This is a genomic window from Bradyrhizobium sp. (assembly GCF_016213215.1).
Classification (GTDB): Bacteria; Pseudomonadota; Alphaproteobacteria; order Rhizobiales; family Xanthobacteraceae; genus Bradyrhizobium.
This window is the reverse complement of record NZ_JACRAW010000099.1, coordinates 1-16425: the sequence shown is the minus strand read 5'-3', so window position 1 is coordinate 16425 and position 16425 is coordinate 1. Positions and strand designations below refer to the sequence as shown.

The window sequence follows — 16425 nt, the reverse complement described above, 5'->3', positions numbered from 1 at the left end:
TTGCCATCGTCGAGGACGTGCAAGGCAAGGTCCAGGGCGTTGAATTCATGGACTATGTGGCGCCCGGCAAGGTGATCAAGCTCGCCCCCCAGGCCACGGTCGTCCTCGGCTACATGAAATCGTGCTGGCGCGAGACGATTACCGGGGGAACGGTCATCGTGGGAGCCGAGGAGAGCATGGTCCACCTCGGCGACGTCCAGCGCGTGAAAGTGCCTTGCGATGCCGGTGCCGTCCAGCTGTCCGATCGCGAAGCCAACCAGAGCGCCGCCACCACCTTCCGCGCCATCCAGCCCGGCCGCTCCGGCCCGCCGAAAAAGCTGCCGACGCTCTACGGCGTTTCGCCCCTGGTCGAAGCGAAGAGCGGCGGCACGCTCGTCATCGAACGGATCGATGGGTCGGGCGAGCAGTTCACAGTGCCACTCAAGAGCAACCAGATGGTGCGGGGCAGGTTCTACGACTTCGCCAAGGCTGGAAAATCCCTGACGCCCGGCGGCACTTATCTGGCAACGCTGGGAAAAAAACGCTTCACCTTCCTGGTTGACCCGCAAGCCACGATGAGTCCCTCGCCGATCGTAGGTCGCCTGCTCCGGCTGCAATAGCCGGTTGCCGGCGCGACGCGCGGCCATGCGGCGCATCACCAGGCGGAACGTTGTTGCGGCTCTCTTGATAGCGCTGGTGTCCGGCGCGTCCCTGGCGTCCATTGAGCTCCTGCAGGGACTGTCGCTGGATCTGTTGACGACCCTCCGCTGGGAGCTGTTCGGCGACCGCCGCTATCCCGCCTCCTCTCCCGTCGTTGTCGTCGCGATCGATGAAGAGACCTACCACACGGCGCCCTTCGTGGGTTCGCCGACAATGACATGGAGCCGCGAGCTCGGCCGCGTCGTCTCGGCCATCGCGGATGGTGGCGCGCGGGTAATCGGCTTTGACGTCATTTTTCCGACATCGATCGAACAATCTGAAATTCCGTTTGGCGACCAACCGCTCGGCGCCCGGCTGCGCGGGTTCGACCGGGACTTTCTCCGATCGCTCAGGTCCGCGGCCTCGGCCGGCAAGCTTGTCCTCGGCGAGATCTTGAGCCGGGAACACCCTGAGCGTCCCTCACCCGGGCAACGGCTGGCCGCTCTGCCGCAAAACATTCGAGCGCTCAACGTCAACACTGATCCCGACGAGGTCATCCGCAGGTTGCCGCTGACATTCCTCATCGACGGCAAGCGCGTTCCCTCGATGGCGGTCGAGCTGGCCGCGCGCGCGCTCGACGCCAAGCCGGAGCTTTCGTCGAACGGCGAGATGACTCTTGGCGGCTACCGTATTCCAGGCGCGATGCCGAACACGATGACGCTGAACTTCCGCGGCGGCGGCCGCGACATTCCGACCTATTCCTTTGCCGACCTGCACGCCTGCCTTGAGAAGGCCGACAACGAGTTCTTCCGCCGCGAGTTTGGCGGCAAGGTCGTGATCCTCGGCACAGTGCTCAACTTCGAGGACCGCAAGCTCACCTCGATACGGCTTTCGAAGGGACTCGACGGCGCACGCGCGCCGCGCTGCGTATTCCCCGCCGTGACAGCCGCCGCGCAGACGGCGCGCAGCTCGATGGCGGGCGTCTTCGTCCATGCGACGGCGGTAAAGAACCTGATGGGACGCGATGCGGCCGTCGAGCCTGGCTTTCCGACGCGGGCCGTCATCACGGTCGCGATCGCGGCTTTTGCCGCCTTTGCCGCCTGCCTGCTGGCGCCGCTCGGCGCGACTCTCGTCTATATCGGCGTCATCGTGATGTATACAGCTGCCGCAGTCAGCGTGTTCGTCAAGTCGCTGGCGCTGCCCGTGTTCGAGCCAACATTCGCCGGCGCCGCGGCGCTCGCGATGATGGTCGGATACCGCTTCGTGATCGCCGACAAGGAAGAGCGCTTCCTGCGCAAGAGCTTCGCGTTCTATCTCGCGCCGCAGGTCATCGACACCATGCTCGCGTCGGCAAAAATGCCGGCGCTTGGCGGCGAGATGCGCAACCTGACCGTGTTCTTCTCCGACGTGGCCGGCTTTTCTTCCATCTCCGAAAAGCTCACACCGACCGAGCTCGTGGCACTGATGAATGAATATCTGTCGGCAATGACCGACATCATCGAGAATCACGGCGGCTATATCGACAAATACATCGGCGACTCCATCGTCGCGGTCTTCGGAGCTCCGGTCGACGATCCTGACCACGCACGCAACGCGGTGCGCGCCGCGCTGCAATGCCGGCATCGGCTTGAAGAGCTCAACACCGACAGTGCCGCATTTCAGGGCTACCGTCTCGCGCACCGCATCGGACTCAATTCGGGCGGAGCGCTGGTCGGCAATATCGGATCGAAGCGGCGCTTCAACTACACGGTCATGAGCGACGCCGTGAACGTCGCCTCCCGGCTCGAGGGCGCCAACAAGTATTTCGGCACTTCGATCATGGCCTCCGAAATGACGGTCGCGCAAACGGGAGGGACGTTCGCCTGGCGCGAGCTCGACGCGATCAGGGTCAAGGGACGCGCCGAGCCCGTCAACGTCTACGAGCCGCTCGCCGAAGCCGGACAGGAGAGCGAACAGCAGTCGAGGACCGCGGCGGCCTATGCCGAGGGACTTGCGCATTGGCGCGCGCGTGAGTTCGAGCGCGCGACCGCGTGCTTCGATCGTATTGCAGGTGAGGATCCACCTTCGGCGATCTTCTCCCGGCGCGCCAAGGAGCTGGCCACCCATCCCCCGCCACCCGACTGGGAGCCGGTCAATACGCTCGAGGGCAAGTAGCGTCGAAAGGTAACACCGCGCCTTGGAGAGATGCGAGCCCGCTCGGCCTGCATTCCAAAATCGCCCGCGCGAGCGTTGACGCACGTCAACACTCCGATAGCCAGATGTGCTAGCAGGCAAGCGGCCGTATAGCGGCCTTGAAATGGAGACTGAAGCATGCGTGCCCTCTCTCTCCTTCCTTTCCTTCGCAAATCATGTTCGATCACAGCGGCGCTGGTGCTTTTCCTGCTCGCCGCCTCGCAAACAGCTCAGGCGGAAAAGCGCCTGGCGCTCGTCATCGGCCAATCCGCGTATCGCTCGGTGGTGGCGTTGCCGAACCCCGCCAACGATGCCAGGAAGATGACCGAGATGCTCGGCAATGCCGGCTTCGAAGTCACCGCGACGTCCGACCTCACCCAGAACGACATGCGCGGGGCCGTCGGCGACTTCGCCGCTAAGATCGCCGCGAGCGGGCCCGATACCGTCGCGCTGATGTTCTATGCCGGCCATGGCCTGCAGATCGACGGCGAGAATTATCTCCTCCCCGTCGATGTCGATCCGAAACGCGAGACCGACATTCCGCTGCAGGCGGTCCGCCTCACCGACGTCATGAACACGCTGGGCGCGCTGCCGACGCGGATGCGCATCATCATGCTCGATGCCTGCCGCAACAATCCGTTCCCTGCCATCAACAACACGGCCGGTCACGGCCTTGCCATCGTGGATACCAAGGCCGGCGCCGCCGGCTCGTTCATCTCCTATTCGACCTCCCCGGGCGCGGTGGCCGAGGACGGCAGCGGCGAAAACAGCCCGTACACGACGGCGCTGCTCACTGTGGCGAGGGAGCCGAACGTGCCGATCGAGGAGGCCTTCAAGCGGGTGCGCGTCGCCGTCAACGATGCCACCGAAGGCCGGCAGATCCCGTGGGAAAGCTCCTCGCTGACCACCGACTTCAGGTTCTTCGGCGACCAGGCCGCGTCCGGCAGGGCACAGCAAGGCGTGACCGACCAGGCCAAGGCCGGGGCTGCGAAGCCGCAAGGCGCAACGCGCAGCGCCGACGACTGGCGCAAGGAGCTCAAGGGCAAGGACCCCAGGGTCGCCTATCAGCTGGTGATCGCCGACGATACCGTGCCGGCCTATGAGGCCTTCGTCGCCCTGTTCGCCCAGCCGCCCTACAATGTGCGCGTGCGCACCCTGCTTGAGCGCCGCTATGTGATGGAGGCGTGGGCCACCGCGGTGGCGATCAACACCGCGGCTTCCTACGCCGCGTTCCTGGGTACCTACCCGACCGGCGACCTTGCGGCGACCGCACGCAAACTGCAGGACCGCGTCCGCAACCGCTCGTTCGGCGCGCAGCCGAACACCGTCGCGATGGGACCGACCTGCCCCTGCCCGCCGACCCAGCCGCTCAAAAAGCGGGTTGAGGAGCAGCCGAGGCCCAAGCGGGTTGTCGACACTCCCAGGGTGCGCCGGCAACCCACTACCGCCGCGCCTCCGAAGGAAGAGGGTATCCCGCCCGAGGCGATCGGCGCGGCGATTGGTATCGGCATCGGTATCGGCGGCGCGATTGGCGGCCGTGGCGGCCGTGGCGGCCGCCCGTCTGGCCACCACGATTATTAGCCGCGGCCATCTGGAAACGCGACGTGCTCTTATCGCGTCGCGCGTTCGGCTGTTTCAGCTACAGCGCGGTCGTGACGGTGAGACCGGCCTGGATCGACTTGTAATGGTCGAGCCTTGCGATCGCCTCGTCGAGCTCCGCACCGACCGGAATGCCGGCGAGGCCCTCCTGCATCTCGTCAATGAGGGCCTCCAGCAGCCCGACGTCGAATTCCTCGACCGGCGTGGCGTCTTCCGCCAGCACGGTCAGGCTTTCGTCGGAGAACTCGGCCAGCCCGCCGAATACCACGAACCGTTCGCGAAAATCACCGGCGATCGCCGTGATGATCCCCGGCCGGAGCAGCGCTACCATCGGCGCATGGCCCGACAGCACGCCGAAATCGCCCTCGGCACCAGGCAGGTCGACCTGCGCGACTGCTTCCGCGAACAACAGCTTCGCGGGGGAGACGAGGCTCATCTGGAAGTTCGGCATGGGCTTTCCGCTTCTTTGCAGGGAGAATTGACGGCTTAGGGCCGCAGGATTCGGGCTTGTTGATACTGGTCAAGGTCCAGGGCGCGCGCAACCCGCAATGTAGAGGCTGCCAGCGCTTCCGTGCCAACCCGATGAAATCCGGTCCCCGATCATTGTCTCCCACCCTGTCCAACGGACTGACCACCGTCGGGCTGTTCGCGATGATTCTCGGCACCTCGCCGACTTTCAATGACCCTCTGCAGCTCTTTTTCGCCGCCATCGTTGTCGCGGCATGGATCGCGATCGCTGCCAAATTCGCCCTTCGGCTGCGCAAGCTGCGGACCTGGGCGAGGCAGCGCCTCTATCTTACCTCTGCCGAGGGCCTGATCGACGCTGCTTCGGTGCTCGCCCTGCCCTGCGGCTGGCTGATGGTGTCAGAACCGAAGGACGCCCTGCTGTTCGCCCTGGCCTGGGCGCTGCGCTACATCCGCCACACCGCGGGGCTTGCGCTGTTCTGGCGGGTGATGCAGCGCAGCCGAACGGCGCTGCTCAGCATTGCCAGCCTTTTCCTCGCGATCTTCTTCGTCGCCTCCACGCTCGCCTACATCTTCGAACGCCAGATCCAGCCGGAAGTCTTCGGCAGCGTGCCGCGCGCGATGTGGTGGGCGATCGTGACCCTGACGACGACGGGCTATGGCGACGTGACGCCGGTGACGGTATGGGGGCGACTGCTCGGAGGATGGGTAATGGTCGGCGGCGTCGTGATGTTCGCGCTTCAGGCCGGCATTATCGCCACGGCTTTTGCCGAGGAGCTGCAGCGCCGCCACTTTCTCCATACCTGGGACCTCGTCACGACGGTGCCGTTCTTTCAAGACCTCGGCGCCGCCGCGATCGCCGATATCGTGCGCCTGCTGGAGTCACGGGACGTCGCCGAAGGCACGGTGATCGTGCGCAAGGGCGAGCCGGGCGACACCATGTATTTCGTGGTCTCGGGCGAGGCCACCGTGCAGCTTTCGCCGGCTCCCGTCGTGCTCACGCCGGGAAGTTTTTTCGGCGAAATGGCGCTCCTGTTCGGTACGCCCCGCTCGGCAACCGTGGTCGCCACGAAGCCGAGCGTCCTGCTCGTGCTCGACGTTGCCGATCTTCGCCAACTGGCCGGCCGCCGGCCCGAGCTCGTCAACCTGATCGAAGCCGAGGCACGCCGCCGCCGCGAGGCAAATAGCACGACACAGGCGCTGCCGGCCCGAGCCGGGTGACCATCACCACAGGGCTCAGTTGTTTTGGCGCAGCTGGGACTCAAACCTTCGCAGCACAACGGCCTGTCGTTATGGGTCCGGGCTCACGCGGAGCCTGTCATGGGGCCGCACTTCGCGCGAACCCGTTGGCTCGGCCGGGATGTTCTTGGCGAAATACCTCGCTCGAACAAACTCGTCATTGCGCCGACGTTGCCTCGTCCACCGCATCCCAACCCGCGTTTCGTGACGACGCGTACGCCCCTCTTGTCGTGCTCGAAGACCAGGAAGGCTAAAGCGAGCCGCGTTCGGGCGGCCTTCCTGTCTGCGAGACACTCAGAAGCTTAGCGCTCAGAAAATCCTGCTTCCGCGCGACACGGTTCGCCTGAACGAAGTGCGCGTAAGGCCGTGCCTGGGGCGCCTGGGACGTTGAAGAGATGCCATGGCGAGACACAATGCCCGCCTCAAAGCCAGCAGATCGGCCATTTGCCGCTCAAGATCGGCCCTTTGCCCCTCGATATCTGCCAAGTTATCCATTTTCTGCCAAGTGAGCTCGGTCGTAAGAAACATGAATACCCCCGCTGCAGCGAGGGTACCAAACCACACGACTACGATCTCTTGTATTCACTTTTGACCACAACTTTCGGCGGAGGCCGGCCGCTGCAGAGCAGGAGGTATCAGGCGGACGCCGGCCCGATACGAAAATCTTCCAGCTTCTTCCCGGATCGAAGCTGGGCCCTCAACCATCGCGGTTGCTTGCCGCGACCGGCCCAGGTCTCCTCGCGATTTTTCGGGTTTCGATATTTCGGAAGAACCTTAGGGTACGGCCGACGTTCGCGATCAGGTCTTGCGATTGCGCCGGCCGACTGGAGCTTACGCAGGCGCTCCTCCAGTCTGATCTTTTCAGCCGCAATTTTGCGCCCCAGTTCGGCAACGACCTGCTCATGAAGATTCCATAGCTGATCTACGGACATCGATTTTAGATCGCGACTGTACATTTCCCCGACTCCCGCTGTCGTTCGTTGTTATTAGGAGTTACCTTAAAGATGGCGGCCGGAAGGCAAATACTTGCCGGCGCAGCGGCATTTATTGATCTCAGTTAAGTTACTTAAAGATCTACGCCCGACATATTCGGCTTTTCTGCCTACGCCGAAGTCGACGACCTCTGCGCGACAGGCTTCCGGGTCTTGCGGCGCCGCCGAAAGCGCCGCGCTTATGCTGCGCTCATCGCCATCTCAAAGCGTGGCGCGCTTAGGAATCGCCGAAATAGATCGGTGAAAAGGGGTTCTCTGCCGAAAACTGATACCTATATTTGTTGAGTTTTCGGCTTTGACTGTAGACGAATATTCCCGCTGGGGGATTTCGAGGCCCAGTATCTGACCAACGCCGCCGGGCGAACATATTCCGCTTCGGCGGCGTTGCGCTTTCTGGTCCCGACGTCCTGCATCGGCAGATCAGCTTCGCCAATCGGTTCCTGTAGTACTGTACTGGCAGCCGCGACGTGCTATTGGCAACGCATCCAAGAATGATTTTTCGACAGGCAGGTTTATGTTTCTGACACGAATGGTTGCACTCGCAGGCCTGGTGCTCGCTATTTTGCCGATGGCTCGCGCCGATTCCGCGCCGGCAGTGCTCAAGAGCATCGACAACGGACAGCCAGTCTATCAGACGGAAATTGGTCAGGACTGCGCCGTCTTAATCCGGCTCGAGCATCAACAACCCGACGGCAAATTCATCAGCCTGCATCGCTCGCCGTCCACCTGCCGTTCGGCCGTTGCGGATGAGACCGCTGCGATCGGAAGGTTGCTTGCATCCATGACCGGCGACAGCATCAGCATTCGCGACCTCAAGACCTTCACCCTCGGACGCGTCACGCCCGCAGCCTGGAAGCAACAGGTCGCGGATTGTTTCCTGGGAAACCGCGGCAGGAGTGACCGCCGCGCGCCACCGCCTCATCGAGCGTTTGCCGAGATGCTGAGAGGTTGCAACGTCTTCACTGAGCTGAACGGCGTGTTCGAGAAGTTCGGAGCAAGGTTGGTCATCTCGGACATCGAGAAAGTGGAGACCGTCAACCTCAAGAACACCGACTTTCTCCGGAAAGAGGGAATGTCGGAGGAATGGATCGATGCCCGCTGGAACGACCACGGCGTCGTCCCCCTTGGCGGATTCGTCTATTTCAGGATCGCGCCCTTCCCCTGAACCTTGCGCAATACATCCAGGAAAACTCTTCTCGACGGGGCTGGCTCATGTTTCTGACGAGAGCAGCAATAATTGCAGGCCTGACGCTGGCGCCTGTGGCGGCAGCTCGCGCCGATACCGCTCCGGCAGTGCTCAAAAGCGTCGACAGCGGGGAGCAGATCTACCAGACGGAGACCGGTGAGCGCTGCTCCGTCCAGATGTGGCTCAAGCAAGACTCCGATCACAGCTACTTAAGGCTGCGTCACCCTCCTCTCAGCTGCCATCCCGCGCTCAAGGATGACATGGCCGCTGCCGGCAGGTTGCTTGAGTCGATGGCGAACGACGGGGTCGTCATTGGCGATCTCAAGGGGTTCGGCCTCGGACGCATCCGACACGCTGCCTGGAAGCAGCAGATCGCGGATTGTTTCCTGCACACTCGCGATACGCGCAACCCTCGCGCGCCGGATGGGCCAGCGCTTGTCCGGATGCTGACCAGGTGCGATGTGTTCGCCGAGTTGAAAGCTGCGTTCGAGAAGTCCGGGGCAAGGTTGGTCGTCTGGAGCATCGAGAAGGTGGAAACCATCAACCTCAGAGACATAGAAACGCTCCGGCGTGAAGGGATCGCAGAGGAGTGGATCCGCGCCCACAGGAATCAGCGTGGCATCGTCCCTGTCGGCGGCCTGATCTATTTCAGGATCGCTCCCTACCCGTGAGCATGCAGCGAGCCGACCCGCTACCAACAAACGGTCGGCTAAAACAGACCCGACCCGTCACATGCTCAACCGGATCACGGGTCGCCAAATCACCTGGCTGCGAAACGCCGCTGCTCTGAAGTGTCGTCCGGCATCTTGGATGCAGCGCGCCGGAGAAGCGCATGCACCGAATCGGGTCATCCGAACTGGCGCGCCCGCCGATGTCCCGCTCGCCTCGCCTTGCATAGCTCGATGAGTTCCCGCGCGCCTTTGGAACTTTCCGCAGTGCAGCAGGTTGGTAGTGTGCCTTTCACCTCGATTTTTACGGCGCTGAACAGCTACTGACGGGGATTTTCTTGGCGACGGGTTTCGTTGTTTGGTTCAATAAGTTCAAAGGGTATGGATTCATCCGTCCTGACGGCGGCGGCAGGGACGTTTTCGTCCATGCGTCGGCGGTTCAACGGGCTGGCCTTGCCGAGCTCGTTGAGGGTCAGAGAATTAGCTACGATGTCGTCTCGAGCTCTGGTACCGCCGACAATTTGCGCGTTGCCGGTCGGACTCGCGCTGATCGAAATAATCATGAAGCCGATCGTCGTTAATCGGTCCGGCTTTTCTGAAAGTTTGTGAGCATATTGTTGTAACGTTCAATAACGTCCAAAAGGGCTCGACCGTGACAAACCAAAAAACCGGCAATTGCCGCCCCCACCATCTCGGCTGTCGTATCAATCTCACTTAACAGCTCCCTTCTGGCCCCATCATAGTGGTCTGCAAACGGACTAAGGCCGTCCGGCCAATCGCTGGCGACCCTCATCTGGGGGAATATCGCGGACTGTTCCGGTTTGGGCGCGACTTCGTACCAGCGGTCGGTCTGCCTCTCCCGACAAGTTGCGGTTTCGCCTGACACAATGCCGGCTTGGCCTGGATATGCATCCGCATCCATCGGCTCGATATCTGCGGAAAAAAGTTCGAGCGCCTCGCGATGGTATTGACCAAGTTCTGCGAGCTTATGCTCAAATGTGCTGTGCAGCCGCAAAAAGTGCGACCACACCAGCCTCAAATGCTGGTAGTGTGTGAGTTCGCCTTGCTCCCAGGGATGTCGTGCAGCGGCAATTCGGCAGACGATCATGTCGCCGTATACAGTTCGCAATTCCAGAAGGGCCCGCAGTTCCCCGCTCAACGTCTGATGCACGACGAACAGCGGACGTCGCAACTTTTCCGGCACGAATTCCAAACCGGGCTCGGCCAATCTGATGAGATATTGAGCGGCTGAATCGAGGATCGGCTTCAGCAGCTGGTCGAGGCCGCTCTCATTCACTGCAGGAATGTCCGTTGAGCTCATTTTCGCAATGTCCAGGCGCGCTCGGACGCATTCTCTCGAATTTCTGAAAATCCCCAGTGGCTAGCCTTTCAGATTCCAGGTCTTTTCAAAAGCCCAATCTATTCCCAGAATTGCCGATCAACCCTCATAATTGCGCTGCGAAGCGTGAAATGGCGCGTTCCCGAGCAGTTTCCGCCTCCTGCAGCTCAGCTGCTGCTGTTTCAGGAGGCGCTATTTGCTGCCAGAGCGATGACGTAAATTCCGGTGCCCTCCGGCGCGAGCGCTTCTTGGCTCACATTCCCCGGCCGCAAGACGACGGACGCCGGCCAAGTTGGAGTGGCGCGTCCAAGTGCGTCCCGGCGCCGGCCCGCTCCTTATTTCAAGCCGCCGCGCTGTTTGCGCAAATCGGCTGTTGCCGAGGCGGCTCAGGTGAGCGGTTTTGCCAAATTGTCGTTGACGCTGCCAACAGGATTATAATGCCCGGGCAAAGGCACGCCGGCTCCGCCTTCCTTCCTGTGTTTCCGGCCGAGCACGCCGTCGTATACTTCCAAGGTCCTCCGCGCAATGTCCGTCCAATTGTAGCGCGCCGTGCTCTCTCGACGAAGCGTTTGCCGATCCTCGGCGCTCCACTCCAGGACCGTCAACGCCGCAATCTTTGAACGCATTTCCTCGCAATCTCCGACCCGGAAGACATGTGCCCCGTCGCTGACCACCTCAAGATTGGACGGAATGTCGCTGACCAGCACCGGCAACCCGTAGCTGAGCGCTTCCAGAAGCACGATCGGAAGACCCTCGTGCGAGGACGGCAAGACGAACAGCCCGGCATGCGCATAGAGCTGACGGAGAGATTCGCCGGTCTGGAAGCCTGCCATCACCACGTTTTCGCAGCGTGCGGCCTCAGCAGCGAGCCGATCGGCATATTCATTCTTGTGATCGATCCTGCCGACGATCGCCAGCTTCCATCCCCCGAGCTTCGCAGAAGAAAAGGCACGCAAAAGATCCAATTGGCGCTTTTCCGGGACGAGTCGACCGACAGTCAGGACGTATCGTCCGGGCTCCAGTCCGAGCGCGGTGACGCGGTCGCTTTGCACCGGGACGTCGGAGAGCAGGACGCCATTCGGTATGACGTCGCACTGCTTGCCATATTTCGCCGCAACCAGTTCCGCAATGCTGCGGCTGACCGCAATGCGCCTGTTGGCGTATCGCATACCCAGCGCCTCGCCGGCGCGAAGTACGGTGCGCGCCGCCCAGCCCCATTTCTCGCGGTTATAGTCTTCGCCATGATGCGTAACCACGACCCGGAGGCCGAACGCTCGCAGAAGCGGCGTTACGATGGCGGGTCCGATCCCGTGCACGTGGACCAGCCGAGGTCTGCGGAAGGCGGCGACGATTGCGCAAACGAGCGAATGCAGCAGCGTCTCGAAGTAAGCGTTCCGAACGGTCCACAACCGCAGTATTCGCACCCCGTTCCAGACTTTCTGGATGTCTGGATCGACATACGGCGATCGCATGCAGACTGTGACCCGCGCACCAAGCTCGACAAGCCGCGGTGCAAGATTCTCCGCATGCGTCTCTATACCGCCCTGAACGCTCGGGAAGCCACGAAAGCCGAACATATAGATTCCGCGACTGGTCATTGGGCTTGCTCCGCGCTATCTAGTTGTTCATGAAAGTTCGAAGCGGGTAGTGCTCTTCAGGGGTCTTGCGCCCCTTGACGAGCCGGGCCTTGACGGTCTTGTTCAGGAACGACGTTCGCTCGACGACGGGAGACGGCTTGACGTCGCCATAGTCGATATAGCTGTCGAAGCAGATGCTCCTGCCGATCGACAGCTTCAGCTTGTTCTTGAGAACCCACATCAGGGGCTCGGCTTTCGGCAGCTGCGGAATGAGGTTTGACCGCATCGCGGTTCGCGCCGTCGTGACCATCCAGCAATTCTGGGCGCAACTCGCCACCTTCTTGCGCGTCTGCCTGGCCACTTCGCTGTTCATGATCTCATCCCAGGACTGGCGCGCGAGATTGCCCATGGGAAGGTCAGACCGGACGTTGCAGGCCCACACGTCGGACCAGGGATCGATGAAGGCAAAGTCCCTGCCGGCGCTGCAGGGTATCAGTCGGTCATGGCCCAGGATCTTTTCGATCAGACCGAGGTTGAGATAGGCTCGGAACCAGTTCTTCGGCTTCGGACTGCGCAGCATCGCCGAGATAAGCCCTTCGACTTTCCGGGCCACAGCCTTGCGATCGTAGAAATAGTTGTCGTTCTTGTAGAATTGCCACGCGTTATGCAGGGCAGATGTTGCGAGCTCAAAACCTTCCTTGCGGGCAAACTCGTAGACGCTGACGAGTTGGTCGACGTTCTCGTCCTGTATGACCATGGCAAAGCCGAGGTCAGTGCCGCCTGCCTCGCGCAGCATTCTGAGGCCAGCTACCTTGATGTTGTAGCCGTCCTTCTCGCCCCGGATCGTGTCATTGGTTACCCGGTCACCCTCGAGCGAGAAACGCACCTTGATGTTCGGATGTCTCTTGATGATCGGAACGAGGCGTTCGGGGTGCAGGCCGTTTGACGATATCTCCATAACCCGGGCTTTCGGGTGGAGCAGATCGGCAATGTCCGCAAGATCTTTCCGAAGCGTCGGTTCGCCGCCGGACACATTCAGGTTGTCGAACCCGGAAGGAAGCTTCGACAGCGTTTCAAGCGAAATCTCTTCTTTCGGCTCGGTCGGATTCTGCCAGATGTAGCACATCTGGCACTTCGAGTTGCACCGGAAGGTCGAGATAACCGTGAGGTCCATTACGATCCAGCCTTTCTTCGCCGTCTCACCGGGCGGACAATTTCATCGTACAGCGCCAGAAGCGCGGATCCGTGTGCCTGTAGTGAGTGCTCGGCTTCCACGATCTGACGCGCATTGCGGCCAAACAACTCGCGCAGGGCACGATTGCCGAGAAGGGTCCTTATGTTGTGCGAAAGCTGGGACACGTTGCCCGGTTCGAACAGCAGACCGGTCTTCCCTTCCCTGACGAGCTCCGGGATTCCGCCGATGCGCGATGCGACGATCGGCTTTCCGTACGCCATGGCCTCTAGGATCGAGATGGGACTGTTTTCGTGCCACTCTGACGGGACGACGATCAGGGCGGCGCCCCTGATCGCCGCTTCAAGCTCGATCCCGGCAAGATGCCCCCTGAACTCGGCAGACGGGAACTTCCGTTGCGCCTCCTCCAGCAATGGCCCGGTTCCGGCGATCACAAGCCGCCAGGGCGGCTCGCTTGCGGCATGTGTCGTCAAGAGCGTCTCGACGCCCTTCTCGCGCGAGAGACGCCCGAGATACAGCACATAACCCTGATCGTGGGTCGCGACCTGGATGCGCGAGGCGTCTATCCCGTTCGGAATGTGCACGACTTTGTCCGCACCAAAGCGACGGACGACAGCCTCGCGCATGAACAGGCTCGGAGCAATGAACTTGCTGACGCGGTGATAACTTCCGGCAAGTGCGTGGTAGCGCGCCTCTGCCCAGAGCAATGCACTCCGCGCGAGCGAGCCGTCCGCACAACGCTGCATCAGCAGCGATTCAAAGCGCCCGTCCGCACATTTGGTGCAGACCTTTCCGTTGCTGAGCTGCGTGTAGACGGGACACACCGGCTTGTAGTCGTGCAGCGTGAGAACGACCGGAACTCCGATCCGGGATGCTACGGTGATGATAGATGGAGTAAGCTGATGATAGATGTTGTGACAGTGCAGGACGTCAGGCTTCTCATCCTCCAGCAGCCTGCGGATCCTCGCAACGGCTTCCCGCGAATGAACCAGTGAAATCGCTGATCTTATCTTGTCGCCTCGGGAGACGTGCCGGTACGATTTCTGCGATACGAAATAGGAATGGAACCGGGACGGAAGATTTCGCTCGTCTTCCATCGAAAATTCGACCACTTCGAGCTTTCGACGTCGCAGAAGTTCCATTTCGTCGAACATGACGGCCTCGGAGCCGCCGTTGCGGAAAAAGAACTTGTTGGCAAACAGGACCTTCAGGTAGGGTTTATCGGAGGAGCCTGGATCCTCTTGCTGATCAGGCAGCTCAAATACATCGGGTCGTGCTGCCCGAACCGATGAATGCGCGTCCGCAAGCGCGGTCATTGGGCCCGGGCTGAGGCCGAACGAAGAGCCAGTCATCGCGCGCTCCCACCAGAACCGTTCTGGTCGAGGAGCCGAGGCCCGCCATTGTGCCCAAGTGACGGTGCGCGCATGGCGCTAATCCCTACGAATGCAAACATCCCACCAACGATAGGCTGCCGCATCGCGATGATATTGACGACCGTCAACTCGGCAAGGCCGTGCTAAAGCCGCACCATTCTCCAAGAGCGCCGGATTGCTGCCTCAATCGAAAGATAGCGGACTTGCGGCCGAGCAGCGGCCGCAATACCGGACGATTATCTGTGATGACGACGCGTTACTGCGACGCGCGCCGTTCAGCTGCGTGTGAGACGCGGAGAAACAATGCCCGAGCAACTGGAGCCGACCAGCGAACTTGACGATCGCGGATTCATCGCGCTGGTGATGATGCTTCGATTTCAGGGCATCGCGATAGATCCGGAGCGCATTCGCCATCAATTCGGGCGGGCCATCGGGGTTCCCGAGATGCTTCGGTGCGCCAAGGATCTCGGACTGAAGGCCCGAACGGTCAGCACCAACTGGCTTCGGCTTGCGAACCTGCCCCTGCCTGCGCTCGCTGTCCTGCGCGACGACAGATACCTGATACTGGGTAAAGCGAGCGCAGATAAGCTGATTGCTCTCGAACCTGGTCATCCTCAGCCGCGGGTGATGTCAAGGCTCGAACTTGAAGCCGTGTGGGACGGCGTAGTCGTTCTCATGACGAGGCGCGCGTCGCTTTCCGATCTCGCGCGCCGGTTCGACATCACCTGGTTCCTCGGGGCGATTCACAAATATCGGCGGCTTTTGACCGAAGTCGTGGTCGCATCATTTTGCCTGCAGCTCTTTGCCCTCGTTTCCCCGCTGTTCTTTCAGGTCGTAGTCGACAAGGTCCTGGTTCACCGAAGCATGAGCACGCTGGATGTGCTGGCGGTCGGGCTTGTAGCGATCGCCGCCTTTGAGACGGTACTTGGCATCCTTCGCACCTATCTGTTTTCCCACACCACGAACCGCATCGATGTCGAACTCGGCGCGAGGCTCTTTCGTCACCTGCTGGCGCTACCGATAGGATATTTTCAGGCAAGACGGGTCGGCGACTCGGTCGCGCGCGTTCGCGAACTCGAGAATATCCGCAACTTCCTGACCAGCTCCGCCCTGACATTGATCATCGATCTGTTCTTTACAGTCATTTTCATCGGCGTCCTGTTCTTTTACTCGGTGACCCTGACAGGGATCGTCCTCGCCTCGCTTCCGATCTATTTCGGTATTTCAGCCGCAGCCGCGCCTCTGTTTCAGCAACGGCTCGACGAGAAGTTTCAGCGGGGGGCGGAGAACCAGGCTTTCCTCGTCGAGAGCGTGACCGGAATTGAGACCATCAAGGCAATGGCCGTCGAGCCTCAGATGCAGCGCCGCTGGGAGCAGCAGCTGGCCGGATATGTCGCAGCGAGTTTCCGCGTCATCAGCCTGGGAAACGTCGCCAGCCAATCGGTGCAATTCGTCAGCAAACTGGCCAGCGCCGCTATTCTCTATTTCGGAGCCAGACTGGTCATGAGCGGCGACCTCACTGTCGGTGAGCTGGTCGCGTTCAATCTGCTCGCGGGTCGGGTGAGCGCGCCTGTTCTCAGGCTGGCGCAGACCTGGCAGGATTTCCATCAGGCCAGGCTGTCAATCGCCCGTCTCGGCGACATCCTGAACACGGAAACCGAACCCGTATACAGTCCCAGCAAGATGACGCTAGGTACAATCAGGGGCGACATCAGTTTCGAGCACGTGACGTTTCGGTACCGCATTGATGGACCCGAGATCCTGGGAGACGTCCACTTTCGAATTCCGGCCAACCAGGTCATCGGGATAGTTGGTCCGTCAGGATCTGGAAAGAGCACGGTGGCCAAGCTCGTGCAGCGCCTGTACATACCAGAGCGCGGCCGCGTTCTCATAGACGGCGTGGACGTGGCGCAGGTGGATCCGGCCTGGTTGCGCCGCCAGGTTGGGGTGGTTCTCCAGGACAGCGTCCTTTTCAATTGTTCGATCAGGGACAATATCGCCTTTA

At 61.3% G+C, this 16425-nt stretch carries 14 protein-coding genes; 8 read left to right on the top strand and 6 right to left on the bottom strand.

Annotated features, from left to right (window positions below; translation table 11 throughout):
• From HY852_RS17570 to HY852_RS17560, 3 genes are all read left to right on the top strand, one after another.
• On the top strand, nucleotides 1-599 hold a 599-nt coding region (locus tag HY852_RS17570), incomplete at its 5' end, for a hypothetical protein (protein ID WP_291606055.1).
• 25 nt (nucleotides 600-624) lie between these two features.
• The gene (locus HY852_RS17565) at nucleotides 625-2772 is read left to right on the top strand and encodes an adenylate/guanylate cyclase domain-containing protein (RefSeq protein ID WP_291606054.1); all 2148 of its coding nucleotides are present in this window, start codon (nucleotides 625-627) and stop codon (nucleotides 2770-2772) included.
• Nucleotides 2773-2928: 156 nt separating this feature from the next.
• A complete protein-coding gene (locus tag HY852_RS17560) occupies nucleotides 2929-4371 on the top strand; it encodes a caspase family protein (RefSeq protein WP_291606053.1) in 1443 nt (480 codons plus the stop codon).
• 58 nt (nucleotides 4372-4429) lie between these two features.
• On the opposite strand, the gene HY852_RS17555 is transcribed toward HY852_RS17560, so the two are convergent.
• Nucleotides 4430-4840, bottom strand: coding sequence for a F0F1 ATP synthase subunit epsilon (locus HY852_RS17555; protein ID WP_291606052.1), 411 nt, complete (start codon nucleotides 4838-4840; stop codon nucleotides 4430-4432).
• Nucleotides 4841-4896: 56 nt separating this feature from the next.
• On the opposite strand from HY852_RS17555, the gene HY852_RS17550 reads away from it, so the two are divergent.
• On the top strand, nucleotides 4897-6075 hold the full coding sequence (locus HY852_RS17550) for a cyclic nucleotide-gated ion channel (protein WP_291606051.1): 1179 nt from the start codon (nucleotides 4897-4899) through the stop codon (nucleotides 6073-6075).
• 653 nt (nucleotides 6076-6728) lie between these two features.
• Here HY852_RS17550 and HY852_RS17545 read toward each other — a convergent pair.
• Nucleotides 6729-7049, bottom strand: coding sequence for an H-NS histone family protein (locus HY852_RS17545; RefSeq protein WP_291606050.1), 321 nt, complete (start codon nucleotides 7047-7049; stop codon nucleotides 6729-6731).
• A gap of 550 nt (nucleotides 7050-7599) precedes the next feature.
• On the opposite strand from HY852_RS17545, the gene HY852_RS17540 reads away from it, so the two are divergent.
• The 3 genes from HY852_RS17540 (at nucleotide 7600) to HY852_RS17530 (ending at nucleotide 9520) form a co-directional block, all read left to right on the top strand.
• Nucleotides 7600-8250 carry a hypothetical protein gene (locus HY852_RS17540; protein ID WP_291606049.1) on the top strand — a complete coding sequence of 217 codons (651 nt, stop codon included), beginning with the start codon at nucleotides 7600-7602 and terminating at the stop codon, nucleotides 8248-8250.
• A 95-nt stretch (nucleotides 8251-8345) separates the two neighbouring features.
• Nucleotides 8346-8942 (top strand): hypothetical protein, encoded by a 597-nt coding sequence (locus tag HY852_RS17535; RefSeq protein ID WP_291606048.1) that lies wholly within the window; start codon nucleotides 8346-8348, stop codon nucleotides 8940-8942.
• Nucleotides 8943-9277: 335 nt separating this feature from the next.
• Nucleotides 9278-9520, top strand: a complete 243-nt coding sequence (locus HY852_RS17530) for a cold-shock protein (RefSeq protein WP_291606047.1) — start codon at nucleotides 9278-9280, stop codon at nucleotides 9518-9520.
• Here the strand turns inward: HY852_RS17530 and HY852_RS17525 are convergent.
• The 4 genes from HY852_RS17525 to HY852_RS17510 all read right to left on the bottom strand — a co-directional run bounded on the left by HY852_RS17525 (nucleotide 9517) and on the right by HY852_RS17510 (nucleotide 14399).
• A complete protein-coding gene (locus HY852_RS17525) occupies nucleotides 9517-10260 on the bottom strand; it encodes a hypothetical protein (protein WP_291606046.1) in 744 nt (247 codons plus the stop codon). The two genes, HY852_RS17530 and HY852_RS17525, sit on opposite strands and share 4 nt — an antisense overlap.
• A gap of 404 nt (nucleotides 10261-10664) precedes the next feature.
• Nucleotides 10665-11876: a glycosyltransferase family 4 protein gene (locus HY852_RS17520; RefSeq protein ID WP_291606045.1), complete on the bottom strand. Its 1212-nt coding sequence runs from the start codon at nucleotides 11874-11876 to the stop codon at nucleotides 10665-10667.
• Between the two features lie 19 nt (nucleotides 11877-11895).
• Nucleotides 11896-13029, bottom strand: coding sequence for a radical SAM protein (locus HY852_RS17515; protein ID WP_291606044.1), 1134 nt, complete (start codon nucleotides 13027-13029; stop codon nucleotides 11896-11898).
• Nucleotides 13029-14399: a glycosyltransferase family 4 protein gene (locus HY852_RS17510; RefSeq protein ID WP_291606043.1), complete on the bottom strand. Its 1371-nt coding sequence runs from the start codon at nucleotides 14397-14399 to the stop codon at nucleotides 13029-13031. The genes HY852_RS17515 and HY852_RS17510 overlap by 1 nt, the downstream gene beginning before the upstream one ends.
• 324 nt (nucleotides 14400-14723) lie before the next feature.
• Between HY852_RS17510 and HY852_RS17505 the strand changes: the two genes are divergently transcribed.
• Nucleotides 14724-16425, top strand: a 1702-nt coding sequence (locus HY852_RS17505) for a type I secretion system permease/ATPase (protein WP_291606042.1), incomplete at its 3' end; no start/stop codon positions are given.